At 61.6% G+C, this 23,611-nt stretch carries 21 protein-coding genes; 12 read left to right on the top strand and 9 right to left on the bottom strand.

What is annotated here, in order from left to right; genetic code table 11:
• The first annotated feature begins 47 nt into the window (after positions 1–47).
• The gene (locus tag AC27VU_RS20970; protein WP_488724845.1) at positions 48–581 is read left to right on the top strand and encodes a GNAT family N-acetyltransferase; all 534 of its coding nucleotides are present in this window, start codon (positions 48–50) and stop codon (positions 579–581) included.
• 159 nt (positions 582–740) lie between these two features.
• Here the strand turns inward: AC27VU_RS20970 and AC27VU_RS20965 are convergent, their stop codons facing one another.
• The gene (locus AC27VU_RS20965) at positions 741–2,369 is read right to left on the bottom strand and encodes a glucan biosynthesis protein D (protein ID WP_103485374.1); all 1,629 of its coding nucleotides are present in this window, start codon (positions 2,367–2,369) and stop codon (positions 741–743) included.
• A gap of 393 nt (positions 2,370–2,762) precedes the next feature.
• On the opposite strand from AC27VU_RS20965, the gene AC27VU_RS20960 reads away from it, so the two are divergent.
• The 3 genes from AC27VU_RS20960 (at position 2,763) to AC27VU_RS20950 (ending at position 3,812) form a co-directional block, all read left to right on the top strand.
• A complete protein-coding gene (locus AC27VU_RS20960; protein WP_003222012.1) occupies positions 2,763–2,948 on the top strand; it encodes a hypothetical protein in 186 nt (61 codons plus the stop codon).
• Between the two features lie 217 nt (positions 2,949–3,165).
• Positions 3,166–3,411, top strand: coding sequence for an AbrB/MazE/SpoVT family DNA-binding domain-containing protein (locus AC27VU_RS20955; RefSeq protein WP_400498622.1), 246 nt, complete (start codon positions 3,166–3,168; stop codon positions 3,409–3,411).
• Positions 3,411–3,812: a type II toxin-antitoxin system VapC family toxin gene (locus AC27VU_RS20950; RefSeq protein ID WP_400498633.1), complete on the top strand. Its 402-nt coding sequence runs from the start codon at positions 3,411–3,413 to the stop codon at positions 3,810–3,812. The genes AC27VU_RS20955 and AC27VU_RS20950 overlap by 1 nt, the downstream gene beginning before the upstream one ends.
• Before the next feature lie 76 nt (positions 3,813–3,888).
• On the opposite strand, the gene AC27VU_RS20945 is transcribed toward AC27VU_RS20950, so the two are convergent.
• The 8 genes from AC27VU_RS20945 to AC27VU_RS20910 form a co-directional block, all read right to left on the bottom strand.
• On the bottom strand, positions 3,889–5,373 hold the full coding sequence (locus AC27VU_RS20945; RefSeq protein WP_488724844.1) for an APC family permease: 1,485 nt from the start codon (positions 5,371–5,373) through the stop codon (positions 3,889–3,891).
• A gap of 217 nt (positions 5,374–5,590) precedes the next feature.
• Positions 5,591–7,015: a gamma-aminobutyraldehyde dehydrogenase gene (locus AC27VU_RS20940; protein WP_473018892.1), complete on the bottom strand. Its 1,425-nt coding sequence runs from the start codon at positions 7,013–7,015 to the stop codon at positions 5,591–5,593.
• Positions 7,016–7,179: 164 nt separating this feature from the next.
• Entirely contained in the window at positions 7,180–7,989 is an 810-nt protein-coding gene (locus AC27VU_RS20935; protein WP_488724843.1) for an ABC transporter permease, read from the bottom strand.
• The gene (locus AC27VU_RS20930) at positions 7,979–8,914 is read right to left on the bottom strand and encodes an ABC transporter permease (protein WP_135295034.1); all 936 of its coding nucleotides are present in this window, start codon (positions 8,912–8,914) and stop codon (positions 7,979–7,981) included. Before AC27VU_RS20930 ends, AC27VU_RS20935 begins: the two co-directional genes overlap by 11 nt.
• 1 nt (position 8,915) lies before the next feature.
• Positions 8,916–9,953 carry an ABC transporter ATP-binding protein gene (locus AC27VU_RS20925; protein ID WP_134785514.1) on the bottom strand — a complete coding sequence of 346 codons (1,038 nt, stop codon included), beginning with the start codon at positions 9,951–9,953 and terminating at the stop codon, positions 8,916–8,918.
• Positions 9,954–10,204: 251 nt separating this feature from the next.
• Complete coding sequence (gene ydcS, locus AC27VU_RS20920; protein WP_096795797.1) at positions 10,205–11,356, bottom strand: putative ABC transporter substrate-binding protein YdcS; 1,152 nt, start codon at positions 11,354–11,356, stop codon at positions 10,205–10,207.
• Positions 11,357–11,441: 85 nt separating this feature from the next.
• Positions 11,442–12,899, bottom strand: coding sequence for a gamma-aminobutyraldehyde dehydrogenase (locus tag AC27VU_RS20915; RefSeq protein ID WP_473020047.1), 1,458 nt, complete (start codon positions 12,897–12,899; stop codon positions 11,442–11,444).
• Between the two features lie 130 nt (positions 12,900–13,029).
• Complete coding sequence (locus tag AC27VU_RS20910) at positions 13,030–13,944, bottom strand: LysR family transcriptional regulator (protein ID WP_007967749.1); 915 nt, start codon at positions 13,942–13,944, stop codon at positions 13,030–13,032.
• 192 nt (positions 13,945–14,136) lie between these two features.
• On the opposite strand from AC27VU_RS20910, the gene AC27VU_RS20905 reads away from it, so the two are divergent.
• The 8 genes from AC27VU_RS20905 (at position 14,137) to AC27VU_RS20870 (ending at position 23,598) form a co-directional block, all read left to right on the top strand.
• Positions 14,137–14,859 carry a tellurite resistance TerB family protein gene (locus AC27VU_RS20905; protein WP_488724842.1) on the top strand — a complete coding sequence of 241 codons (723 nt, stop codon included), beginning with the start codon at positions 14,137–14,139 and terminating at the stop codon, positions 14,857–14,859.
• Between the two features lie 293 nt (positions 14,860–15,152).
• On the top strand, positions 15,153–16,775 hold the full coding sequence (locus tag AC27VU_RS20900) for a methyl-accepting chemotaxis protein (RefSeq protein ID WP_003222034.1): 1,623 nt from the start codon (positions 15,153–15,155) through the stop codon (positions 16,773–16,775).
• Complete coding sequence (locus AC27VU_RS20895) at positions 16,775–17,293, top strand: chemotaxis protein CheW (RefSeq protein ID WP_488724841.1); 519 nt, start codon at positions 16,775–16,777, stop codon at positions 17,291–17,293. The genes AC27VU_RS20900 and AC27VU_RS20895 overlap by 1 nt, the downstream gene beginning before the upstream one ends.
• Positions 17,290–18,564 (top strand): CheR family methyltransferase, encoded by a 1,275-nt coding sequence (locus AC27VU_RS20890; protein ID WP_488724840.1) that lies wholly within the window; start codon positions 17,290–17,292, stop codon positions 18,562–18,564. The genes AC27VU_RS20895 and AC27VU_RS20890 overlap by 4 nt, the downstream gene beginning before the upstream one ends.
• On the top strand, positions 18,561–19,256 hold the full coding sequence (locus tag AC27VU_RS20885; protein ID WP_488724839.1) for a chemotaxis protein CheW: 696 nt from the start codon (positions 18,561–18,563) through the stop codon (positions 19,254–19,256). The genes AC27VU_RS20890 and AC27VU_RS20885 overlap by 4 nt, the downstream gene beginning before the upstream one ends.
• Positions 19,253–21,541, top strand: coding sequence for a hybrid sensor histidine kinase/response regulator (locus AC27VU_RS20880; RefSeq protein ID WP_488724838.1), 2,289 nt, complete (start codon positions 19,253–19,255; stop codon positions 21,539–21,541). Before AC27VU_RS20885 ends, AC27VU_RS20880 begins: the two co-directional genes overlap by 4 nt.
• Complete coding sequence (locus AC27VU_RS20875; protein WP_003222043.1) at positions 21,538–22,548, top strand: chemotaxis response regulator protein-glutamate methylesterase; 1,011 nt, start codon at positions 21,538–21,540, stop codon at positions 22,546–22,548. Before AC27VU_RS20880 ends, AC27VU_RS20875 begins: the two co-directional genes overlap by 4 nt.
• Positions 22,549–22,596: 48 nt before the next feature.
• On the top strand, positions 22,597–23,598 hold the full coding sequence (locus AC27VU_RS20870) for a response regulator (protein ID WP_201135705.1): 1,002 nt from the start codon (positions 22,597–22,599) through the stop codon (positions 23,596–23,598).
• The last annotated feature ends 13 nt before the right edge of the window (positions 23,599–23,611 follow it).

The following is a 23,611-nucleotide window of genomic DNA, read 5'->3' as shown; positions in this document are numbered from 1 at the left end:
GAACCGGCGGGTTTTTTCTTGCCTGCCATTTGCCAAGGAAGTCGAGCATGTTGATCGAACGAGAACTGACCGAACACGACTTGCTGCTGCTGGCGCAGATCGACCGCAGTGAGCTGGTGGAAGAGTGCTATCGCCTGGAGAACGGCGTGCTGGTGCTTTACCCGGCACGTTTCGACATGCGCGGATGGCCGGAAGGGGAGGCCGAAGAAAATGCGCGGGCGCTGGCGAAGTGCTTGCGGCGAGGTGGCTGGTTATACGGGATTTTCGACGGGCAGGCGCTGGTCGCGGCGGTGGTTGTGGATAACCGGGTTATTCACAATCAGGGACTGAGCATGCGCCAGTTGAAGTTTCTGCACATCAGCCGCGACTACCGGGGGCAGGGACTGGGGGCGAAGTTGTTTGCGCTGGCCTGTGAGCAGGGGCGGCGATTCGGTGCCGAGGCGTTGTATGTCTCAGCCACTGAATCGCGCAACACTGTGGAGTTCTATCAGCGTCAGGGCTGCCGGCTGGTTGATCAACCGGATCCTGAGCTGTTTGATCAAGAACCCAGAGACATTCATCTGTATTGCCCACTGACCTGACGCAGTTTCTTCAATATCCGATGTTGAATGTTCTGCCGCTTTCGCGAACAAGCCCGCTCCCACCCTGGTTCCGTGTCAGTCACAAATTGTGTGATCGACCGAGAGCCAGAGTGAGAGCGGGCTTGCTCGCGAAGAGGCCCGTGCAGGCGCCTCAAATCATCAAGGATACTTGCGCTTGTCCGGTGCCGGCGGGAAGTACTGGTACAACCAGGTCTCGCTCAGCGTGCGGTCATTGGTGCGGATGAACAGGCGCAGTTCCACCGGATCGACGCTGTCGCTGGTCGGGTACCAGTCGAACAGGATCCGGTAACCCTTGATGTCATCGAGCACCAGCACGCTGAAGTCTTGCACCTTGCCGTTGGAGCAGGTGACCACCGGTTCGATCCCGGTGCCCTGCGGCAGGCGATCGAGACCGCCGCCGGTGAAGTCCACGGCAAAACGACGGGCCCAGACTGGCGGGTAATGCTCGCCCGGTGCCCAGCCTTCGACGAAGCCACCCATGCCCGAACGGGTCGCATGCACTCGCGCCAGCGGCGTACCCACCGGTGGCAGGGCGCTCCAGTAGAGCTTGTAGCCATAGTTCAGCGAGTCACCTGCGGCCACTGGCTTCTTCGGCGTCCAGAACGCGACGATGTTATCGAGCGTTTCGCCGGTGGTAGGAATTTCCAGCAGATCGATGGAGCCTTCGCCCCACGCGGTTGTAGGCTCGACCCACAGGCTCGGGCGCTTGCTGTACCAGTCGACGGTGTCCTGATAGTTGGCGAACTCGTGGTCGGTCTGCACCAGTCCGAAGCCCTTCGGATCGGTGTCGGCGAATGCGTTGAACTGCAGGGTCGCCGGGTTGTTCAGCGGACGGCAGATCCACTCGCCGTTGCCGCGCCACATCGCCAGGCGATCGGAGTCGTGAATCTGCGGGTGGATGGTGTCGCACATGCGGCGTTCGTGGGTGCCGCAGCTGAACATGCTGGTCATCGGTGCGATGCCCAGTTGTTCGATGGCGGTACGCGCATTGATGTGGGCGTCGATTTCCATCACCACGCGCTCGGCCTGGCAATCGATGTCGAAGCGGTATGCACCGGTGGCGCTCGGCGAGTCGAGCAGGGCGTAGACCACGAAGCGAGTGGCATTCTGATCCGGGGTCTCGAACCAGAATTTGGTGAAGTCCGGGAATTCTTCGCGCTTTTTCGCGTAAGTGTCGACGGCTAGACCACGGGCCGAGAGGCCATATTGGCCAGTGGCATCCACCGCGCGGAAATAGCTGGCGCCGAGGAACGACACCACGTCATGGCGATCCAGCTCCGGCGCCTTGAACAGCTTGAAACCGGCAAAGCCCAGGTCACCCTTGAGCTGCTGGGTATCGACCGAGGTGTTCTCGTAGTTGAACAGCGTCGGGCGGAAATGCACTTCGCGCGCGGTCCGGGTCTTCGGATCGACGCTGTACATGCGCACCGGTTGACGGAAACCCATACCGACGTGGAAGAACTGCACGTCCAGCTGACCCTTGTTTTCTTTCCACAACGAATGATCGCCGTCGTAGCGGATCGCGTTGAAGTTCTGCGGGGTCATGGTCGCCAAAGTCGGCGGCAGCACCTGTTTGCTGTCCTGATAGGCCGTTCCGGCCAATTGCTTGGCTTGGCGCTTCAGCGCTTCGAAGTCGAAAGCCTGGGCCTCGCCATCGGCGGCGCCACCATTGGCTGCCCAGGCACGGGCGGCCAGCAGGCCGGAAGCCGAGAGACCGGTGTAAGCCGCAATGGCCATCGACGCTTTGAGCAAATTCCTGCGGTGCATAAATACAACCTGTCGTGAGCAATCCCGCGCCTTTCCTGGCACGTGCTGGATCAGAAATTACGGTTCGGACAAGCCTTCGGCCAAACGCAACGGACTATAAACAGATGCCGGCTAGCTTAAACGGTTCGCTCGCGTTGCAAAATTCGTTGATACACACCGACAGAGTGTCAATGAAACAAGACATGTCGGTTAAATGTCCGACGGCACTTTCTGATTTACAGGGCATTTCTGCTTTTTTCGACTAATTACTCTAAAAACCGCTTTTCAGCGCCGATTAAATTTCTATTCTATGAACATGGCCGGCACGACCGGCGGGGCACAGGCGCTGCTGTAAGGGGCAGGGCGATGTGGTGATCAAGCAATTCTTCGAAGTATCAGAGAAGGACATCGTCCATGGCAAAAATACAAGGCATCGCCGAAATGCTCGGCATCTTTCCCTGCCTCGGCAGCGGCCGCAGAAGACGTCGATTGAGTTCTGAAGAGCTGAAGCTGGTGGAGCGCTATCGCGAGTTGTCGGAGAGTGACCGGATTGCGATGCGGTATCTGGTGGATGCGATGAGGAGTGTTTCGCGGTTTTAGTGTTGGAGTAGCAGCCACCTTGAGAGCCATTTGGCTTTCACGGTGACTGTAAAAGCTGTGGCTAGGGAGATTGTCGAATGCTGATTGTGGGTTACCGCTGATAGCTTGATGAAAATTTCCTTCTAGTCGATCGGAATAATCCCACGATCAGCGGCGGTTGCAGATCCAGCAGTCAAGTATTACGTTTCTATGGCGAGTAATACTCAAGGAGCATGAAATGACGACAACCATGACCAGTAAAGGTCAAGTCACAATTCCCAAGCCTATTCGTGATGCCTTGCATCTGACGCCAGGCTCGGCCATAGAATTCAGCGTTAACGAGCAGGGTGAGGTGGTTTTGCAAGGTGCCAAGCCCGCTGCAGGTAAAGCGAAGACTCAGGATCGATTTGACGCTGTCCGGGGCAAAGCCGATATCAAATGGAGAACCGATGATTTGATGGCGTTGCTCAGGGGTGATGATTGATGGTGTTGGTTGATACCAATGTGTTGATAGACGTTTTGGAGGATGACCCTGTTTGGGCTGACTGGTCTATTCAGCAGCTCCGCGCTCAGTCACTGGTCCATGAGCTGGTAATTAATCCGATCGTCTATGCAGAGCTGTCCCAGACGTTTTCCACGTTTGAAGCATTGGATGGAGTGGTCAATCAACTCGGATTAGTCATGCAGGAAATTCCGCGATCTGCGCTTTTTTTGGCTGGTAAGGCGTTTGTACGTTATCGGAAGGTGGGCGGCGGAAAGCACAATGTCCTAGCGGATTTTTTCATTGGTGCGCATGCGGCCGTAAAGAAACTACCGTTGTTGACTCGAGATTCTAAGCGGTACCGAAACTATTTCCCCTCGGTTGAGTTGATTACACCCTCCTGAGTTGTAGGAATGACTACAAATAGTGCAGGTTTCGAGCATCGCCCCTGAAACTTTTGGGTTTCCGGGGCGATTGTATTTAGCGACTCACCTTCCACGCATCCCCAGCCGGCGCCTTCCCATGGTCATACGGCTTGCCAATCCACATGTAAACCAGCCCCAGACCAATCACGATCACCGTACTCAACACCATCGCATAGTTCACGTACCACGCCGCATCCGGCGTACGTGGCCAGGCCATGTTGATGATTGCGCCGACGCCATACACCAGCGCGCCGATGTTCACTGGCCAGCCCCACGCGCCGAGGGTGAATTTGCCGCTGGGTTTCCAGCCTTTCATTCGCGCGTACAAAGCGGCCAGCACGATCATCTGGAACGCGAGGTAGATGCCGATGGCGGCGAAGCTGACGATGGTGGCCACGGCGTCTTGCAGGAAGAAGCCGAGGGCGATGATCAGGGCGGGCAGGACGCCGGACACGAACAGCGCGGCAACGGGCACCTGAGTGGTAGGAGAAATCTTTTTCAGCAGTCGGCTGCCGATGACCATTTCATCGCGAGCATAGGAGTACAGCAGACGACTCGCCGCAGCCTGCAGGCTGATGACGCAGGAGATGAAGGAAATCATTACCACACCCATCACCACTTTCGAACCGATCGGGCCGAAGGCGTTGTTGAGGATGGTGGTGACCGGGTCCTTGTCGGTGCCGTTGATCACCGCTTGCATGTCCGGCACGGCGAGGATCAGCGCCAGGCAGGCGAACATCGCCGCGATGCCGCCGATGTAGATGGTCATGCGCATGGCCACCGGGATTTTTGCGCTGGGGTTCGGGGTTTCTTCGGCGACGTCGCCGCAGGCCTCGAAGCCGTAGTAGAGGAACATCCCCGCCAGCGAGGCGGTGAGAAACGCCGGCAGGTACGAGCCGTCGACGCGGATGTCGAAGGTGTTGAACAGCACGCTCAGCGGCTGGTGACGCTCGAAGATCAGCAGGTACACGCCGACGATCACCGCGCCGACCAGTTCGCAGAGGAAACCGAACATGGCAATGCGCGCGAGCACTTTGGTGCCGCTCAGATTGACCAGCGTGGCGAACAAGGTCAGCACCAGCGCGATGACGATGTTGGTGTTGTTGCTCGGTTCAAACCCGAGCATCGCCGCCAGATACGGGCCGGCACCGACGGCCACCGCCGCGATGGTCACGCACAGGGCGATGGAGTAGATCCAGCCGACCATCCACGCCCATTTCTTGCCGACCAGACGTCGCGCCCATGGATAGACGCCGCCGGAAATCGGGAACTGCGAGACCACTTCGCCGAAGATCAGGCACACCAGCAACTGGCCGCAACCGACCAGCAAGTAAGCCCAGAACATCGGTGGCCCGCCGGCGGCGAGGCACAGGCCGAACAGGGTATAAACCCCTACGACCGGTGACAGATAGGTGAACCCTAAAGCGAAGTTTTCCCACAGGCTCATGCTGCGGTTGAAGTTCGAGGTGTAGCCGAGTTTGCGCAGTTGTTCGGCATCGCTGTCGGCAACGGCGGCCGAGAGTTCGGGTGAGGCACTCATGTGTTTTGCTCCGGGAAATCGGCAGATTTCGGATGGCCGAGGCCGTGGCGGGGCTTTGCGGGCGCCGCCCGGGTCGGTAGTTATTGTTAGGTGTTGAATCCTGGTGGTGCGTGTGGCCGGTTTCTGCCTTGAAGCCGGAGTTGACGCCATCGCGAGCAGGCTCACTCCTACAGGTTGAAATACGATTCCTTGTAGGAGCCAGCCTGCTGGCGATGCTTTAGTGCTTGAACATCACATGCCGAACCGTGGTGTAGTCCTCCAGCCCGTACATGGACATGTCCTTGCCATAGCCGGACAACTTCTGACCGCCATGCGGCATTTCGCTGACGAGCATGAAGTGCGTGTTGACCCAGGTGCAGCCGTACTGCAACCGCGCGGACAAGCGATGCGCGCGTCCGACATCCGCCGTCCATACCGAGGAGGCGAGGCCGTAGTCCGAATCGTTGGCCCACTCCAGCGCCTGCGCTTCATCGGTGAATTTGGTCACCGAGACCACTGGCCCGAACACTTCGCGGCGAACGATCTCGTCATCCTGTTGCGCGTCGGCCAGCACCGTCGGTTCGAAGAAGAACCCATTGCCTTCAACAGCCTTGCCGCCGGTGATCAAGCGAATGTGCGACTGCGCTGCGGCGCGCTCGACGAACGCGGCGACGCGGTCGCGATGCTGCGCGGTGATCAGCGGCCCCAGTTCGGTCGACGGATCATCCTGCAAGCCGTACTTGATGCTGCTGACTGCAGCGCCAAGCTTCTCGACGAACTGGTCGTAGATGCCTTGTTGCGCATAGATCCGGCACGCGGCGGTGCAGTCCTGCCCGGCGTTGTAGAAACCGAACGTACGAATGCCTTCAACCGCCGCATCGATGTCGGCGTCGTCGAAGATGATCACCGGGGCCTTGCCGCCCAGCTCCATGTGCATGCGTTTGACGCTGTCGGCGGTGCTGGAAATGATGTTCGAGCCGGTGGCGATAGAGCCAGTCAGCGAGACCATGCGCACTTTCGGGTGAGTCACAAGCGGGCTGCCGACGCTAGGACCGCGACCGAATACCAGATTGAGTACACCGGCCGGGAAGATTTCCGACGCCAGTTCGGCCAGACGCAACGCGGTCAGCGGGGTCTGTTCCGACGGCTTGAGCACCACGGTGTTACCGGCGGCGAGGGCCGGAGCGATTTTCCAGGCGACCATCATCAGCGGGTAGTTCCACGGCGCGATGGAGGCGATCACGCCCACCGGGTCGCGGCGGATCATCGAGGTGTGGCCGGGCAGGTATTCGCCACCGGCCGAACCGCTCATGCAACGGCTGGCGCCGGCGAAGAAACGGAACACATCGGCAATCGCCGGGATCTCGTCGTTCAGTGCGGCGCTGTAGGGTTTACCGCAGTTGTCGGATTCGAGTTTCGCCAGTTCCTCGCCATGGGCTTCGATGGCGTCGGCGAGTTTGAGCAGTAGCAGCGAACGGTCTTTCGGCGTGGTTTGCGACCACTCGGCGAAGGCGTTATCGGCGGCGCGCACGGCGGCGTCGACCTGGGCCTCGCTGGCTTCATTGATTTCCACGAGTACGCTGCCGAGCGCCGGGTTGAGCACTGGTTGGGCCGGGCCTTCGCCGTTGACCAGGTGGCCGTTGATCAAGAGTCTGGTTTGCATTTCATTGTCCTCGCTAACACTTTTATTGTTCTGGCCGAATTGAGAAACCTGTGGGAGCGAGCTTGCTCGCGAAGGCGGTGTGTCAGCCGACATCAATGTTGGATGTCATGGCCCCTTCGCGAGCAAGCTCGCTCCCACAGGGGATCTAGGTGTCAGTCAGATATTCATTTCCCGCCGCTACCGGCGACGCTCTCGCCACCCCGAGTCAGGTAATACGCGCCGAGAATCGGCAGCATGGTCACCATCATCACCAGCATGGCAACCACGTTGGTCACCGGCACATCCCGTGGGCGGCTGAGCTGGTTGAGCAGCCACAACGGCAAGGTGCGCTCATGGCCGGCGGTGAACGTGGTGACGATGATCTCGTCGAACGACAGCGCAAACGCCAGCATGCCGCCGGCCAGCAACGCCGAGCCGAGGTTCGGCAGGATGATGTAGCGGAAGGTCTGCCAGCCGTCGGCGCCGAGGTCCATCGAGGCTTCGATCAGGCTGTGTGACGTGCGGCGCAGGCGGGCGATGACGTTGTTGTAGACGATCACCACACAGAAGGTCGCGTGGCCGACGATGATGGTGAACATCCCCGGCTCGATCCCCAGCGTCTTGAACGTTGCCAGCAGCGCGATCCCGGTGATGATCCCCGGCAGGGCGATCGGCAAAATCAGCATCAGCGAAATGCCCTGCTTGCCGAAGAAATCGCGGCGGTACAACGCGGCTGAAGCCAGCGTGCCGAGCACCATCGCGATCAACGTGGCGATGGCGGCAATCTGCAGCGAGAGCTTGATCGCCTCCAGCACATCCGGCCGCGAAAACGCCACGCTGAACCAGTGCAGGGTGAAGCCCTTCGGCGGAAAGCTGAACGCGGCTTCCTCGGTGTTGAAGGCGTAAAGGAAGATGATCAGGATCGGGAAGTGCAGGAACACCAACCCGCCCCAGGCGGTGATGCGCAGACCCAGTGAAGCGCGCTCAGAGTGCATCGAAGGCCCCCAGTCGTTTGACGATGGACAGGTAAACCGCGATCAACACAATCGGCACCAACGTGAACGCCGCGGCCATCGGCATATTGCCGATCGCACCTTGCTGCGCGTAGACCATGCTGCCGACGAAGTAGCCCGGCGGGCCCACCAGTTGCGGCACGATGAAATCGCCCAGGGTCAGCGAAAACGTGAAGATCGAGCCGGCAGCAATCCCCGGGATCGACAACGGCAAAATCACCTGCATGAAGGTCTGGCGCGGCCTGGCGCCGAGGTCGGCGGAGGCCTGCAGCAGTGACGGCGGCAGACGTTCCAGCGAGGCCTGAATCGGCAGGATCATGAACGGCAGCCAGATGTAGACGAACACCATGAAGCGCCCCAAGTGCGAGGTCGACAGAGTGCTGCCACCGACGCCGGGAATGCCGAGGATGAACTGCAACACCGGCTCCAGTCCCAGATGCTGGACGAACCATTGTGCGACGCCGCCCTTGGCCAGCAGCAGCGTCCAGGCGTAGGCCTTGACGATGTAACTGGCCCACATCGGCATCATCACCGCGATGTAGAAAAACGCCTTGGTCTTGCCCGTGGTGTAGCGCGCCATGTAGTAGGCAATCGGGAACGCGACGATGGCGCTGGCGATGGACACGACGATGGCCATGCTCAGCGTGCGCAGGATGATGTCGAAGTTCGACGGCTGGAACAGCGCGGCAAAATTCGCCAGCGTGAGGTCAGGGGTGACCGCCATGGTGAAGTCGTCGAAGGTGTAGAAACCCTGCCACAACAGCACCAGCAACGAGCCGAGGTAGATCGCGCCGAACCACAGCAACGGCGGCACCAGCAGCAGCGACAGATAAAGATTCGGCTTGCGATAGAGCAGGTTGGAAAACCGCCGCAACGGCGGTGCCTGGGTCATTGCGAGCGTGCTCATGTCAGACCCCGCTCGCAACGGTATCGTGCAGCGGGATCATCGCTTCCCGCGCCCAGCGTGCGCTCAGGCGCTGGCCGGTCTGGTGCTGCGCGCTGCTGTCGATCCACTGATTGTTGGCGTGGCTGATGCTCAGGGTCTGGCCGTTTTCCAGGGTCAGTTCATAGCGCGTGGCGCTGCCCTGATACTGGATGTCGTGGAGCAAACCGCTGACTTCGATTTCATGGCTGGCGAGCGGCCCTTCGGCGAAACGCACGTGCTCGGGGCGAATCGAAAACGGCTGCGGATGGCCGCTGAGCTGACGCGCCAGATCGCCACGAATCACGTTCGAAGTACCGACGAATTCGGCGACGAAGGTTGTAGTGGGTTTCATGTACAGATTGCGCGGGGTGTCGACCTGCTCGATACGGCCCTTGTTGAACACCGCCACGCGGTCGGACATCGACAGCGCTTCGGTCTGGTCGTGGGTGACGAAGATGAAGGTGATGCCGAGCTGGCGCTGCAGCTTCTTCAATTCGCTTTGCATCTGTTCGCGCAGTTTCAGATCGAGAGCGCCCAACGGTTCATCGAGCAACAGCACCCGAGGGCGATTGACCAGGGCGCGGGCGAGGGCGACACGCTGGCGCTGACCGCCGGACAGCTGCACCGGTTTGCGTGCGCCGTAGCCACCGAGGGCGACCATGTCCAACGCCTCTTCGGCGCGCTTGTGGCGCTCGGTTTTGCTCACGCCTTTGACCTTCAAGCCGTAGGCGACGTTGTCCAGCACGTTCATGTGCGGGAACAGCGCGTAATCCTGGAATACGGTGTTCACATCACGTTGATACGGCGGCAGACCGGCGGCTTCGGCGCCGTGAATGCGGATCGAGCCGGCACTCGGTTGTTCGAACCCGGCGATCAGGCGCAGGCAGGTGGTCTTGCCCGAGCCGGAAGGGCCGAGCATGGAAAAGAACTCGCCGTCCTGGATATCGATGGAAACCCGGTCAACGGCCTTCACTTCGCCGAACTGCCGGGAAACGTTGGTGAACTGGACTGCAAGCGTCATGGTGCGGTGCTCCAAAAAGGCGCGGGCCGTCGCAGCGGCCCTGCCTGGACTTCTGAAAAAGCTGAAACATCTAACGGTGAATGCGATCCGCTTTTAGCTCCCTCTCCCTCCGGGAGAGGGCGGGGGGTGAGGGTGGCCTCATTGGCCGTCGCCCTTCAATCAAGAGCAAAGTCAAAAGCCACCTCCTCACCCCAGCCCTCTACCCCAGGGGGGAGAGGGGGAAAGGGAGCTAGACCAAGTTGCTCTCGGGCTTACCTGCCGCCCATGATCGCAATGTAGTCCTGAGTCCAGCGGCTATAAGGCACGAACTTGCCGCCCTCGGCCTGCGGGGTTTTCCAGAAGGCGATCTTGTCGAACTGGTCGAAGCCATTGGTCTTGCAACCCTCGGCGCCGAGCAGTTCGCTCTCCTTGCACGCCGCCGGCACTGCTGGCAGGGAACCAAACCACGCCGCCACATCACCCTGGACTTTCGGCTGCAACGACCAGTCCATCCACTTGTACGCGCAGTTCGGGTGCTTGGCCTCGGCGTGCAGCATGGTGGTGTCGGCCCAACCGGTAGCGCCTTCTTTCGGGATGGTCGAAGCGATCGGCTGTTTCTCGTTGATCAGGCCGTTGACCTGATACGGCCAGGCACTTGACGCCACCACACCTTCGTTCTTGAAGTCACTCATCTGAACGGTGGTGTCGTGCCAGTAGCGGTGAATCAACGGCTGCTGCGCGCGCAGCAGATCGAGCACGGCTTTGTACTGCGCTTCGGTGAGTTGATACGGATCCTTGATCCCCAATTCAGGCTTGGCGGTTTTCAGGTACAGCGCCGCGTCGGCGATGTAGATCGGGCCGTCATAGGCCTGCACGCGGCCCTTGTTCGGCTTGCCATCGGGGAAATTCTGCGCGTCGAACAACACGTTCCAGCTGGTCGGCGGCGTCTTGAACACGTTGGTGTTGTACATCAGCACGTTCGGGCCCCACTGATACGGGGTACCGTAGGTCTGGTTGTTGACCACGTACCACGGCGCATCTTTCAGACGTGGGTCGAGGGTTTTCCAGTTCGGGATCAACGCGGTGTTGATCGGTTGCACGCGCTTGCCGACGATCAGGCGCAACGAGGCATCGCCGGACGCGGTGACCAGGTCGTAACCACCCTTGGCCATCAGGCTGACCATCTCGTCGGAGGTGGCAGCGGTCTTGACGTTGACCTTGCAGCCGGTTTCCTTCTCGAAACCGCTCACCCAGTCGTAGGCCTTGTCGCTCTCGCCACGTTCGATGTAGCCCGGCCAGGCCACGATATCCAACTGACCTTCGCCGGCGCCGACAGCCTTCAGCGGCTCGGCCGCTTGCAGGCTGGCGCTGGCCAGCAAGGCTGTGGTGATTGCACTGAGCAGTGCGGTCTTGTGCACGAACATGGTTGAACCCTCTTCTTTAAATTATGGTCGGGGCAGTTGTGAACGCGGTGAAGCCATGCCGTTTTGCGGCTTGTTATTAGCGTAGTCAGAGATGCTGGCCGTGGCGGGCCATGATGTGCCGCACCACGCTGTAGTCCTGCAACGAATCACTGGATAAGTCTTTGCCGTAACCCGAGCGTTTCAGCCCGCCGTGGGGCATTTCGCTGACCAGCATGAAGTGGCTGTTGATCCAGGTGCAGCCATACTGCAAGCGGGCGGCGACCTGCATCGCCTTGTCCAGATTCTGAGTCCATACCGACGAGGCGAGGCCGTATTCGGAGTCGTTGGCCCAGTCCACGGCTTGCGCGAGTTCGTCGAAGCGGGTCACGGTGACCACCGGGCCGAACACTTCGCGCTGGACGATTTCATCCGTCTGTTTGCAACCGGCCAGCAACGTCGGCTGGTAGAAGAACCCGGCGCCGGAGTGCACCGCCGCACCAGTCACGCGCTCGATGTGCGGCTGGCCGAGGGCGCGCTCGACGAAACTGGCGACGCGGTCGCGCTGGCGGGTGCTGATCAGCGGGCCGATCTCGTTGTCGGCATCGCGTTTACCGGCGAAGCGCAGGCTGCTGACCGCTGCGCCGAGCTCGGCGACCAGTTTGTCGTGAATGCCTGCTTGCGCGTAGATCCGGCACGCAGCGGTGCAGTCCTGCCCGGCGTTGTAGTAACCGTAAGTGCGCACGCCGTCGACCACCGCTTGAATGTCGGCGTCGTTGCAGACGATCACCGGGGCCTTGCCGCCGAGTTCCAGATGCGTGCGCTTGAGGGTTTTTGCCGCCGCCTGAAGGATCTTCTGCCCGGTGACGATATCGCCGGTCAGCGAGACCATGCGCACCTTGGCGTGACCGACCAGATGACTGCCGACGCCTTCGCCACCGCCGCAGATGATGTTGATCACCCCGCGCGGCAGGATCTCGGCGAGCGCTGGCGCCAGTGCGAGGATCGACAGCGGCGTGTGTTCGGATGGCTTGAACACCAGGGTGTTGCCGGCGGCGAGGGCCGGGGCGATTTTCCACGCGGCCATCATGATCGGGTAGTTCCACGGCGCAATCGACGCCACCACGCCAATCGGATCGCGGCGCACCATGCTGGTGTAGCCCGGCAGGTATTCACCGCTGAGCTGACCGGTCTGGCAGCGCACGGCGCCGGCAAAGAATCGGAACACATCGACGGTGGCGGTCAGATCGTCCTGCCGCGCCAGGTGCAGCGGCTTGCCGCAGTTCAGCGCTTCGAGACGGGCGAGGTAGTCGGCGTGTTTTTCCACCGCGTTGGCGATGTCCAGCAGCAGGTTCGAGCGTTGCTGTGGCGTGGTCCGTGACCATTCTGTGAAGGCGCGGTGGGCGGCTAGGATCGCGGCTTCGACCTGCTCGGTGCTGGCCTCGGCGATGTGGGTGAGGATTTCACCGGTGGCCGGGTTGAGGATCGGTTCGACAAAACCTTGCCCGGCGACCAGTTCGCCGTCGATCAACAACGCGGTACACATCGGGGTCTGCACGCCAGCCATTTTCCGCGATCTCTTTTCTTGTGTGGTCATTGCTGCTCCCGTGCCCGGGAGCCGACCGTCTTATAGATGCTGCAAGACTAGTGCGCGGCTCCGAGGTCGACAAATTCTAAATACTGAAGGTGGCATTCGATTAAATAGATGGCTTGCGTCCGCCGTGCGGTTGTTCGCGGGCCACAGTCAAAAACGGGTCGACCAGAGCGGGACGTGCAGTACCGCGGCGCCAGGCCAGACCGACATCGAGGGTCTGGTTGAGGTCGGCAATCGGCCGCGCTTCAATGATGTCGCCTTCAAGTGACCATGGGCGGTAAGTCATGTCCGGTTGAATCGATACGCCCAGACCTGCTGCGACAAGGCTTCGCACGGCTTCGGTCGATGCAGTGCGCAGGGTGATCTTCGGTTGCAGCCCGGCGCCGCGCCACAGGCGTTGGGCATTGCGATCCATTTCATCAACATTCAGTTGAATCAGCGGTTCGCGAGCGACGTCGGCGAGGTTGATGCTGTCGTGTTCCAGCAATGGATGCTGGGCCGGCAGCCACAGACGGTGCGGCGAGTGAGTCAGCACTTCTGTCTGCAAGGCGTGGCGGTCCTCGAGGTTGGAGAGGATCAGCACGCCGACATCGATTTCGCCGCTGACCAGCAGGTGCTCGATGTAGGGGCGCTCGTCCTCCATCACGCGGATTTCGACATTGGGGTAGGCGCGCTGAAAGCGGGTGAGCAGATCGGCGAGGTAGTAACCGGCGACCAGACTGGTCACGCCGACAATCAACTGCCCGGCGACCTGATCGGTGCTCTGTTGCAGGCTGCGCTTGGCGTTATCCACCGTGGCCAGAATCAGGTGCGCCTGCCGCAGGAACTGGTGGCCCTGGTGAGTCAGGGTCATGCCCTTGGCGTGGCGGCTGAACAGGCTGACGCCGATTTCCTCTTCCAGTTGCTGAATCGCCAGGGTCAGGGTCGATTGGGAAATAAACGCGGTTTGCGCCGCCGCGGAAATCGAGCCGGTCTCGGCCACCGCGATGAAGTGACGGATCTGACGCAGGGTCATCATGAGGAAGGTACCCGGTGGGCGGTTTTTATAGATTGGCTGGAGTGTATATCTATTTTCACGAAGGGCTGTTGCCAGTGCCTGTGCAGGAAAGTGAGCAACATCTGGAAGCACACTCGCCGGCCGCTCGGGGGCACTTTCGAACTAGGCTGAGGGCCTGATAGATCCGAATAACCCCAGTTTTGGAGGCGGAACATGAACACCCGTGGATTGCTCGATCAACTACTCAAGTCCGGCCAGGATCTGTTGCAGAACAAGGCCGGTAGCGCGCAGAACAAACCGGCGGCTGGTGGCCTGGGCGGTTTGCTTGGTGGGTCTTCAGGCGCTGGTGCGCTGGGTGGCCTGCTCTCGGGGGCGGGCGGTGGCGCGTTGGCTGCCGGGGCGATGGGCCTGCTGCTCGGCAACAAAAAAGCGCGCAAGGTCGGCGGTAAAGTTGCGGTCTACGGTGGCCTCGCTGCCCTTGGTGTGCTGGCCTATAAGGCTTACGGCAACTGGAACGCGCAAAAAGGCACCGCCCCACAAAACGAACCGCAGACGCTGGATCGACTGCCACCCGCGCAAGCCGAGCAACACAGCCAGGCGATTCTCAAAGCCCTCGTTGCAGCGGCCAAAGCTGACGGCCACATCGACGACCGCGAACGTCAGTTGATCGAAGGTGAATTCACCCGACTCGACAACGATCAGGAACTGCAACACTGGCTGCACGCCGAACTCCACAAACCCCTCGATCCAGCCGATGTCGCCCGCGCCGCCAGTACGCCGGAAATGGCCGCGGAGATGTACATCGCCAGTGTGATGTTGGTGGATGAGGAAAGCTTTATGGAAAAGGCCTATCTGGAAGAGTTGGCGAAGCAACTGAAGCTGGAGCCGGGGTTGAAGGTAGAGCTGGAGAAACAGGTGCGCTTGACCGCTGCGTAATGCCGGCGGGCTCTTCGCGAGCAGGCTCGCTCTTACCTTTGGAATGCGTTCCCTTGTAGGAGTGAGCCTGCTCGCGATTGCTTTCCAGCCTCACAACAACAGCAATGGCCGATCCAGCGCCCCTTTTTGCCATTCCATCGCTGGCACGGCAGCCCGGGATTGTCGGACAGTCCCACCCCAGAGCCTTCCCGCGAACCACGTCGGGCCGGCCCGAGGGTTAAAAAGCGTCTTATAAATGAAACACCGCCCTCGGCTATACTCCCCGCATTTCGACTTAGGCACGAGGACTCACTGTGAAGAACTGGACGTTGCGCCAACGCATTTTGGCGAGCTTTGCGGTGATTATCGCCATCATGTTGCTGATGGTCGTTGTTTCGTATTCACGCTTGCTGAAGATCGAAGCCAGTGAAAGCAGCGTGCGTGACGATGCGGTGCCCGGCGTCTATTACAGCTCGATGATTCGTGGCGCCTGGGTCGACAGCTATCTGCAGACCCAGGAACTGCTCGGCCTCAAGGAAGGGCAGGGCATCAGCAGCGAAGACGCGGCAGACTACAAGGCGTTCGAGACGCGCCTGCAAGAGCAGATGGCCAACTACCGCAACACCGTCACCACCGATGAAGACCGGGTCGAGTTCGCCGCGTTCGAGAAAGACCACGACGTCTACATGCAGATCCAGGATCAGGTGCTCGACTTGCACAAGCGCAACCTGGAAGCCGAAGCGGTCAAGCTGTTCACCGAGAAGCTGACCCCGGCGTGGTACACCGGCCGCATGAAACTCAATGACATCATCGGCGAGAACAAGAAGGTTGCCGATCAGGCCATGGCCAACATCGACGAAGCGGTGGCAGCGGCCAAGGTCAGCATGTTCGTCTCGCTGCTGGTGGCGGTGCTGGCGGCCGGTGCCTGCGGTCTGCTGCTGATGCGCGCGATCATGGCGCCGATGAACCGCATCGTGAAGATCCTCGAAATCATGCGTACAGGCGACCTGAGTAGCCGTCTGAACCTCGACCGCAAAGACGAGTTCGGCGCGGTGGAAACCGGCTTCAACGACATGATGACCGAGCTGACTTCGCTGGTGTCCCAGGCCCAGCGCTCCTCGGTGCAGGTGACCACCTCGGTGACCGAAATCGCCGCCACTTCCAAACAGCAACAGGCCACCGCAACCGAAACCGCGGCCACCACCACCGAGATCGGCGCGACCTCGCGGGAGATCGCCGCCACCTCGCGGGATCTGGTGCGCACCATGACCGAAGTGTCTACCGCTGCCGATCAGGCCTCGGTGCTCGCCGGTTCCGGCCAGCAAGGTCTGGCGCGGATGGAAGACACCATGCACTCGGTGATGGGCGCGGCCGATCTGGTCAACGCCAAACTGGCGATCCTCAACGAGAAGGCCGGCAACATCAATCAGGTGGTGGTGACCATCGTAAAAGTTGCCGACCAGACCAACCTGCTGTCGCTCAACGCCGCCATCGAGGCCGAGAAGGCCGGTGAATACGGTCGCGGTTTTGCCGTGGTCGCCACCGAAGTGCGGCGTCTGGCGGATCAGACCGCCGTCGCCACTTACGACATCGAACAAATGGTTCGCGAGATCCAGTCGGCGGTGTCCGCCGGCGTGATGGGCATGGACAAGTTCTCCGAAGAAGTGCGCCGAGGCATGTCCGAAGTGCAGCAGGTCGGCGAGCAGCTGTCGCAGATCATCCATCAGGTGCAGGCGCTGGCGCCGCGGGTGTTGATGGTCAACGAAGGCATGCAGGCCCAGGCCACCGGTGCCGAGCAGATCAACCACGCGCTGGTGCAGTTGGGCGATGCCAGCAGCCAGACTGTCGAGTCGTTGCGTCAGGCCAGTTTCGCCATTGACGAACTGAGCCAGGTGGCCGTCGGGCTGCGCAGCGGCGTTTCGCGATTCAAAGTCTGATGAGCGAAATCACCGCCAAACGCAGCGCTGCGCCAGTGGCGAAGCAGGCGTTGTTCCTGCTGTTTCGCATCGGCAACGAACGTTACGCCTTGCGCGCCACCGAAGTGGCGGAAGTGCTGCCGCGCCTGCCGTTGAAGCCGATTGCCCAGGCACCGGACTGGGTCGCCGGGGTGTTCGCCTATCGCGGTACGGTGGTACCGGCGCTCGACCTCAGTGCGCTGACCTTCGGCCAGCCTGCCGAGGCGCGCACCAGTACGCGGCTGGTGCTGGTGCATTACCGTCCGGATGAACTGCAGCCGCCGCGCTGGCTCGGGCTGATCCTTGAGCAGGCGACCGATACCCTGCGCTGCAACCCCGAAGACTTCCAGCCGTATGGTCTGGACAATCGCCAGGCGCCGTACCTCGGCCCGGTGCGCGAAGATGCCCTGGGGCTGGTGCAGTGGGTGCGGGTCAACGACTTGCTGGATGACGCGGTGCGCAGCCTGCTGTTTCCGGCGCCGCTTGAGGCGCAGTCATGAGCAGCGACCAGCGTTTTTTCGATTTCCTCAAGGAACGCATCGGTCTGGATGTCACCTCGGTGGGCCCGGCGATCATTGAGCGGGCGGTGCGTCAGCGCACCACGCTCTCGCAAGCGGCGCACAGCGATGAGTACTGGCAACTGCTGCAAGGCTCGCGTGACGAGCAGCAAGCGCTGATCGAAGCGGTGATCGTCCCCGAAACCTGGTTTTTCCGTTACCCGGAGTCCTTCGCCACGCTCGGCAAGCTGGCGCGCAAGCGTCTGGACCAATTGAACAACATGCGCGCGCTGCGCATCCTCAGCTTGCCGTGCTCGACCGGCGAGGAGCCCTATTCGATTGCCATGGCTTTGCTCGATGCCGGTCTCAAACCGCATCAGTTCAAGGTCGACGGCATGGACGTCAGCCCGCTGTCGGTGGACAAGGCGCGGCGGGCTCTTTACGGCAAGAACTCGTTTCGTGGTCAGGATCTGGACTATCGCGAGCGTCATTTCACCGTCGAGCCTGAGGGGCATCGGGTCAACGAAGCGGTGCGCGAGCAGGTGCGCCTGCAGGCCGGCAATGTGCTGGATCCGACGCTGCTGGCGGGTGAGCCACCGTTCGATTTCGTGTTCTGCCGCAACCTGTTGATCTATTTCGATCAGCCGACCCAGAAGCAAGTCTTCGAAGTGCTCAAGCGCCTGACTCACGTCGATGGCGTGCTGTTCATCGGGCCGGCCGAAGGCAGTCTGCTCGGGCGCCTGGGCATGCGTTCGATCGGTATTCCGCAGTCGTTTGCCTTCAGTCGGCACAATGATCCGCTGCCGGAGCCGGTGTCATTGCCGACCCCCACGCCACTGCCCGTGCGCCAACCGTTGCGCAGTCCGCCGCCACCACCGCCGGTGCGCCCGCGTCCGTTTGCCAGCGTTGCACCGCTGCCCGTCAACAGCAAAAGCGCCACCTCGGACGCGGCGACCTTGCTCGCCAACATCGCTGCGCTGGCCAACGAAGGCAAGAGTGCCGAAGCCCGCGCGGCATGTGAGCAGTACCTGCGCAGTCACGAACCGGTGGCCCAGGTGTTCTACTGGCTCGGCCTGCTCAGCGACGTTGCTGGCGCCGCCCTCGAAGCCCAGAGTTATTACCGCAAGGCCTTGTACCTTGAACCGCAACACCCCGAAGCGTTGATGCACCTGGCCGCCTTGCTGCAGGCCCAAGGTGACAGCGCCGGTGCCAGACGATTGCAGGAACGCGCCGCCCGCAGCGGCCGCACCGCCGACAGTGAGCGTAAACGATGATCCCGTCCGACACCTTGAACGTCACCCACGAAGACGCCCGGGCCATCGATGATTGCTGGAACCGTATCGGCATTCATGGCGACAAGTCCTGCCCGTTGCTGGCCGAGCATATTCATTGCCGCAACTGCGCGGTGTATTCCGCCGCCGCCACCCGTCTGCTTGACCGTTATGCATTGCAGCAGGACGAGCGCGATCCGGTCGCCGTGGCGGTTGAAACCGATGTGAAAACCCGTTCGCTGCTGATGTTCCGCCTCGGCGAGGAATGGCTGGGACTGGCCACCCGCACTCTGGTGGAGGTGGCGCCGCTGCAGGCGATTCACTCGTTGCCGCATCAGCGTTCGCGGGCCTTGCTTGGCGTAGCGAACGTGCGCGGGGCGTTGGTCGCCTGCCTGTCGCTGGTCGAACTGCTCGATCTGGACGGCAACGCCGCACCGGCCAGCGGCGCGCGGGTCATGCCGCGCATGCTGATCATCGCCGCCCACGGCGGGCCAGTGGTGGTGCCGGTGGACGAAGTTGACGGCATCCACGCCATCGACGAAAAAATTCTCGACGCCGCGTCGCGTGCCGGCGGTGAACACCACAGTACGGCCAGCGCCAAATACACCCGTGGTGTCCTGCAATTCCGGGGGCGCAGCCTGCGTTGGCTGGATGAAGAACAGCTGCTGTCCGCCGTGACCCGGAGCCTCACATGACCCCCGAGCAAATGCGCGACGCCTCGCTGCTGGAGCTGTTCGGTCTCGAAGCCGAAGCCCAGACCCAGGTGCTCAGCAGCGGGCTGCTGGCGCTGGAGCGCAATCCGACCCAGGCCGATTATCTGGAATCGTGCATGCGCGCGGCGCACTCGCTCAAGGGCGCGGCGCGCATCGTCGGCATCGACAGCGGCGTCAGTGTCGCCCACGTGATGGAAGATTGCCTGGTCAGCGCTCAGGAAGGGCGGCTGTTGCTGCGCCCCGAACACATCGATGCGTTGTTGCAGGGCACCGATCTGTTGATGCGTATCGCCACGCCGGCCAATGCCCCGCAAGCACCGGACATCGAAGCGTATGTGGCGTTGATGGGGCGCCTGCTTGACCCTTCGGCACCGCCCGCAGTGGCGCCGCCGCCGATGGCCGAGTTGCAGATGCAGGCGCCAACGCCGACTCCGATTGAGCCTCCAGCGACAGTGATCGATACACCGCTGGAAGCGTCCGATTCGGCTCCGCGCAAGAGCAAACGCACCACCGAAGGTGGCGAGCGGGTGCTGCGGGTCACCGCCGAACGCCTGAACAGCCTGCTCGACCTGTCGAGTAAATCGCTGGTCGAAACCCAGCGCCTCAAACCGCATCTGGCGACCATGCAGCGTCTCAAGCGCATGCAGAATAACGGCCTGCGGGCACTGGAAAGCCTCAACGTGCATCTCAAGGAACACGCGCTGAGCCTCGAAGCCCAGGAAGCCCTTGAAGATGCCCGACGCTTGCTGGCCGAGTCTCAGCAATTGCTCGCGGAAAAGAACGCCGAACTCGACGAATTCGCCTGGCAAGCCAGCCAGCGCGCCCAAGTGCTCTACGACACCGCGCTGGCATGCCGCATGCGCCCGTTCGCCGATGTGCTCACCGGTCAGGTGCGCATGGTCCGGGATCTGGGGCGCAGCCTTGGCAAACAGGTGCGGCTGGAGATCGAGGGCGAGAAGACCCAGGTCGATCGCGACGTATTGGAAAAGCTCGAAGCGCCGCTGACTCATTTGCTGCGCAACGCGGTCGATCACGGCATTGAAACCCCGGAACAACGCCTGCTCAAAGGCAAGTCCGAAGAAGGCCTGATCCGCCTGCGTGCCTCGCATCAGGCTGGTTTGCTGGTGCTGGAATTGAGCGATGACGGCAACGGTGTCGATCTGGAAAAGGTCCGCCGCAGCATCGTCGAACGCCAATTGTCGCCGGCGCAAACCGCTGCGCAGTTGAGCGAAGACGAGCTGCTGACATTCCTGTTTCTGCCGGGCTTCAGCCTGCGCGACACGGTCACCGAAGTGTCCGGACGTGGCGTCGGTCTTGATGCGGTGCAGCACATGGTGCGGCAGTTACGCGGCGCGGTGGTGCTGGAGCAGACGGCAGGCGAGGGCAGCCGCTTTCATCTGGAAGTGCCGCTGACCCTGTCGGTGGTGCGCAGTCTGGTGGTGGAAGTCGGCGAAGAGGCCTACGCCTTTCCGCTGGCGCACATCGAGCGCATGTGCGATCTGCAGCCACAGGACATCGTGCAGATCGAGGGGCGCCAGCATTTCTGGCACGAAGGCCGACACGTCGGACTGGTCGCCGCCAGCCAGTTGTTGAACCGTCCGGCCAGTCAGACCAGCAGCGAAACCCTCAAGGTCGTGGTGATCCGCGAGCGCGACGCGGTCTACGGCGTGGCGGTCGAGCGTTTTGTCGGCGAGCGCACGTTGGTGGTGCTGCCGCTGGATGAGCGGCTGGGCAAGGTTCAGGACATTTCCGCCGGGGCGTTGCTCGACGACGGTTCGGTGGTGCTGATCGTCGATGTCGAGGACATGCTGCGGTCGGTGGACAAACTGCTCAATACCGGGCGTCTGGAACGTATCGCCCGCTACGGCAATCAGGCCGCCGAAGTGGCGCGCAAGCGGATTCTGGTGGTCGACGACTCGCTGACCGTGCGCGAGCTGCAACGCAAGCTGCTGCTCAATCGCGGCTACGACGTGGCGGTGGCGGTAGACGGCATGGACGGCTGGAACGCCTTGCGTTCGGAGGAATTCGATTTGCTGATCACCGACATCGACATGCCGCGCATGGACGGCATCGAGCTGGTCACCCTGTTGCGCCGCGACAACCGTCTGCAATCGCTGCCGGTGATGGTGGTCTCGTACAAGGATCGTGAAGAGGACCGGCGTCGTGGACTGGATGCCGGCGCCGACTATTATTTAGCCAAGGCCAGTTTTCATGACGACGCCCTGCTTGATGCAGTGGTTGAGCTCATTGGAGGAGCGCGGGCATGAAAATCGCAATCGTCAACGATATGCCCCTGGCGGTGGAGGCACTGCGCCGTGCGCTGGCCTTCGAGCCGGCGCATCAGGTGATCTGGGTCGCCAGAGATGGCGCCGAGGCGGTGCAACTGTGCGCCGAAAACACTCCGGATCTGATCCTGATGGACCTGATCATGCCGGTGATGGATGGCGTCGAGGCTACCCGGCGGATCATGGCCGAAACCCCGTGCGCCATCGTCATCGTCACGGTCGACCGCCAGCAGAACGTGCACCGGGTCTTCGAAGCCATGGGCCACGGCGCGCTGGACGTGGTCGATACCCCGGCCCTTGGTGCGGGGAACGCGCAGGAAGCGGCGGCGCCGTTGCTGCGCAAGATCCTCAACATTGGCTGGCTGATCGGCGAGAAAACCCCGCGCTCGCGTCCGGTGCCGACGCCCCACCGCAGTTCGGCGTCGTGCAAGCGGCTGGTGGCGATCGGCTCGTCTGCCGGCGGACCGGCAGCGCTGGAAGTGTTGCTCAAGGGCCTGCCGCGCAATTTCTCGGCGGCCATCGTGCTGGTGCAGCACGTTGACCAGGTGTTTGCTGCCGGCATGGCCGAATGGCTGGCCAGCGCCAGCGGCCTCGATGTACGCCTGGCCCGCGAAGGCGAGCCACCGCAGGCTGGCGCGGTGCTGCTGGCCGGCACCAACCACCATATTCGCTTATTGAAAAACGGCACGCTGGCCTACACCGCCGAGCCGGTCAATGAGATCTACCGACCTTCGATCGACGTGTTTTTCGAAAGTGTCGCCAGTTATTGGAACGGCGATGCGATCGGGGTTTTATTGACCGGAATGGGACGCGACGGGGCGCAAGGGCTTAAGCTCATGCGCCAGCAGGGTTATCTGACCATCGCGCAGGACCAGCAAAGCAGTGCGGTGTACGGCATGCCGAAGGCAGCAGCGGCCATCGATGCTGCCGTCGAAATCCGCCCACTGGAAAAGATAGCGCCACGGTTGCTGGAGGTTTTCCCCAAATGAACAGGCTATTCCGCAATCCTGGCCCCCGCAGTATTCAGGTGACCGCCCATGAATGATTTACAGATCGACGACATTAAAACCGACGAAAACGCCGCCATGGTGTTGTTGGTGGACGATCAGGCGATGATCGGCGAAGCCGTGCGCCGTGGGCTGTCGAATGAAGAGAACATCGACTTCCACTTCTGCTCCGACCCGCACCAGGCCATCGCCCAGGCGGTACGGATCAAACCGACGGTAATCCTGCAGGATCTGGTGATGCCCGGCCTCGACGGCCTGAGCCTGGTGCGCGAGTACCGCAATCACCCGGCGACCAAGGACATCCCGATCATCGTCCTGTCGACCAAGGAAGACCCGCTGATCAAGAGTGCGGCGTTTTCCGCCGGGGCCAACGATTATCTGGTGAAGCTGCCGGACACCATCGAACTGGTGGCGCGCATCCGTTACCACTCGCGCTCCTACATGACCCTGCTGCAGCGGGATGCGGCGTACCGCGCGTTGCGCGTCAGCCAGCAGCAGTTGCTCGACACCAATCTGGTGCTGCAACGGCTGATGAACTCCGACGGCCTGACCGGGCTGTCCAACCGCCGGCACTTCGACGAGTACCTGGAGCTGGAATGGCGCCGTTCGCTGCGCGACCAGAGCCAGTTGTCGTTGCTGATGATCGACGTCGATTACTTCAAGTCCTACAACGACAGCTTTGGCCACGTCGAAGGCGACGAGGCGCTGCGCAAGGTCGCCACGGCGATCCGCGACGCCAGCGCCCGACCGTCGGACCTGCCGGCGCGCTACGGCGGTGAAGAGTTCGCCCTGGTGCTGCCGAACACCTCGCCGGGCGGCGCACGCCTGGTGGCGGAGAAACTGCGTCAGACCGTGGCGGCCTTGAAGATTCCGCACAACACCCCGAGCGACGGGGCGAGCCTGACCATCAGCATCGGCCTGGCGACCATGGTGCCGCAGTCGGGCAGCGATTGCCGGCTGCTGATTTCGGCGGCGGACCGCGGGTTGTACCTGGCGAAGAACAACGGGCGTAATCAGGTGGGTATCGAATAGGTTCGCAATCCCC

Source organism: Pseudomonas sp. 14P5.3.2, from assembly GCF_057799175.1.
Note: the sequence above shows the minus strand (reverse complement) of the source record. Positions and strands in the feature narration are given on the sequence as shown.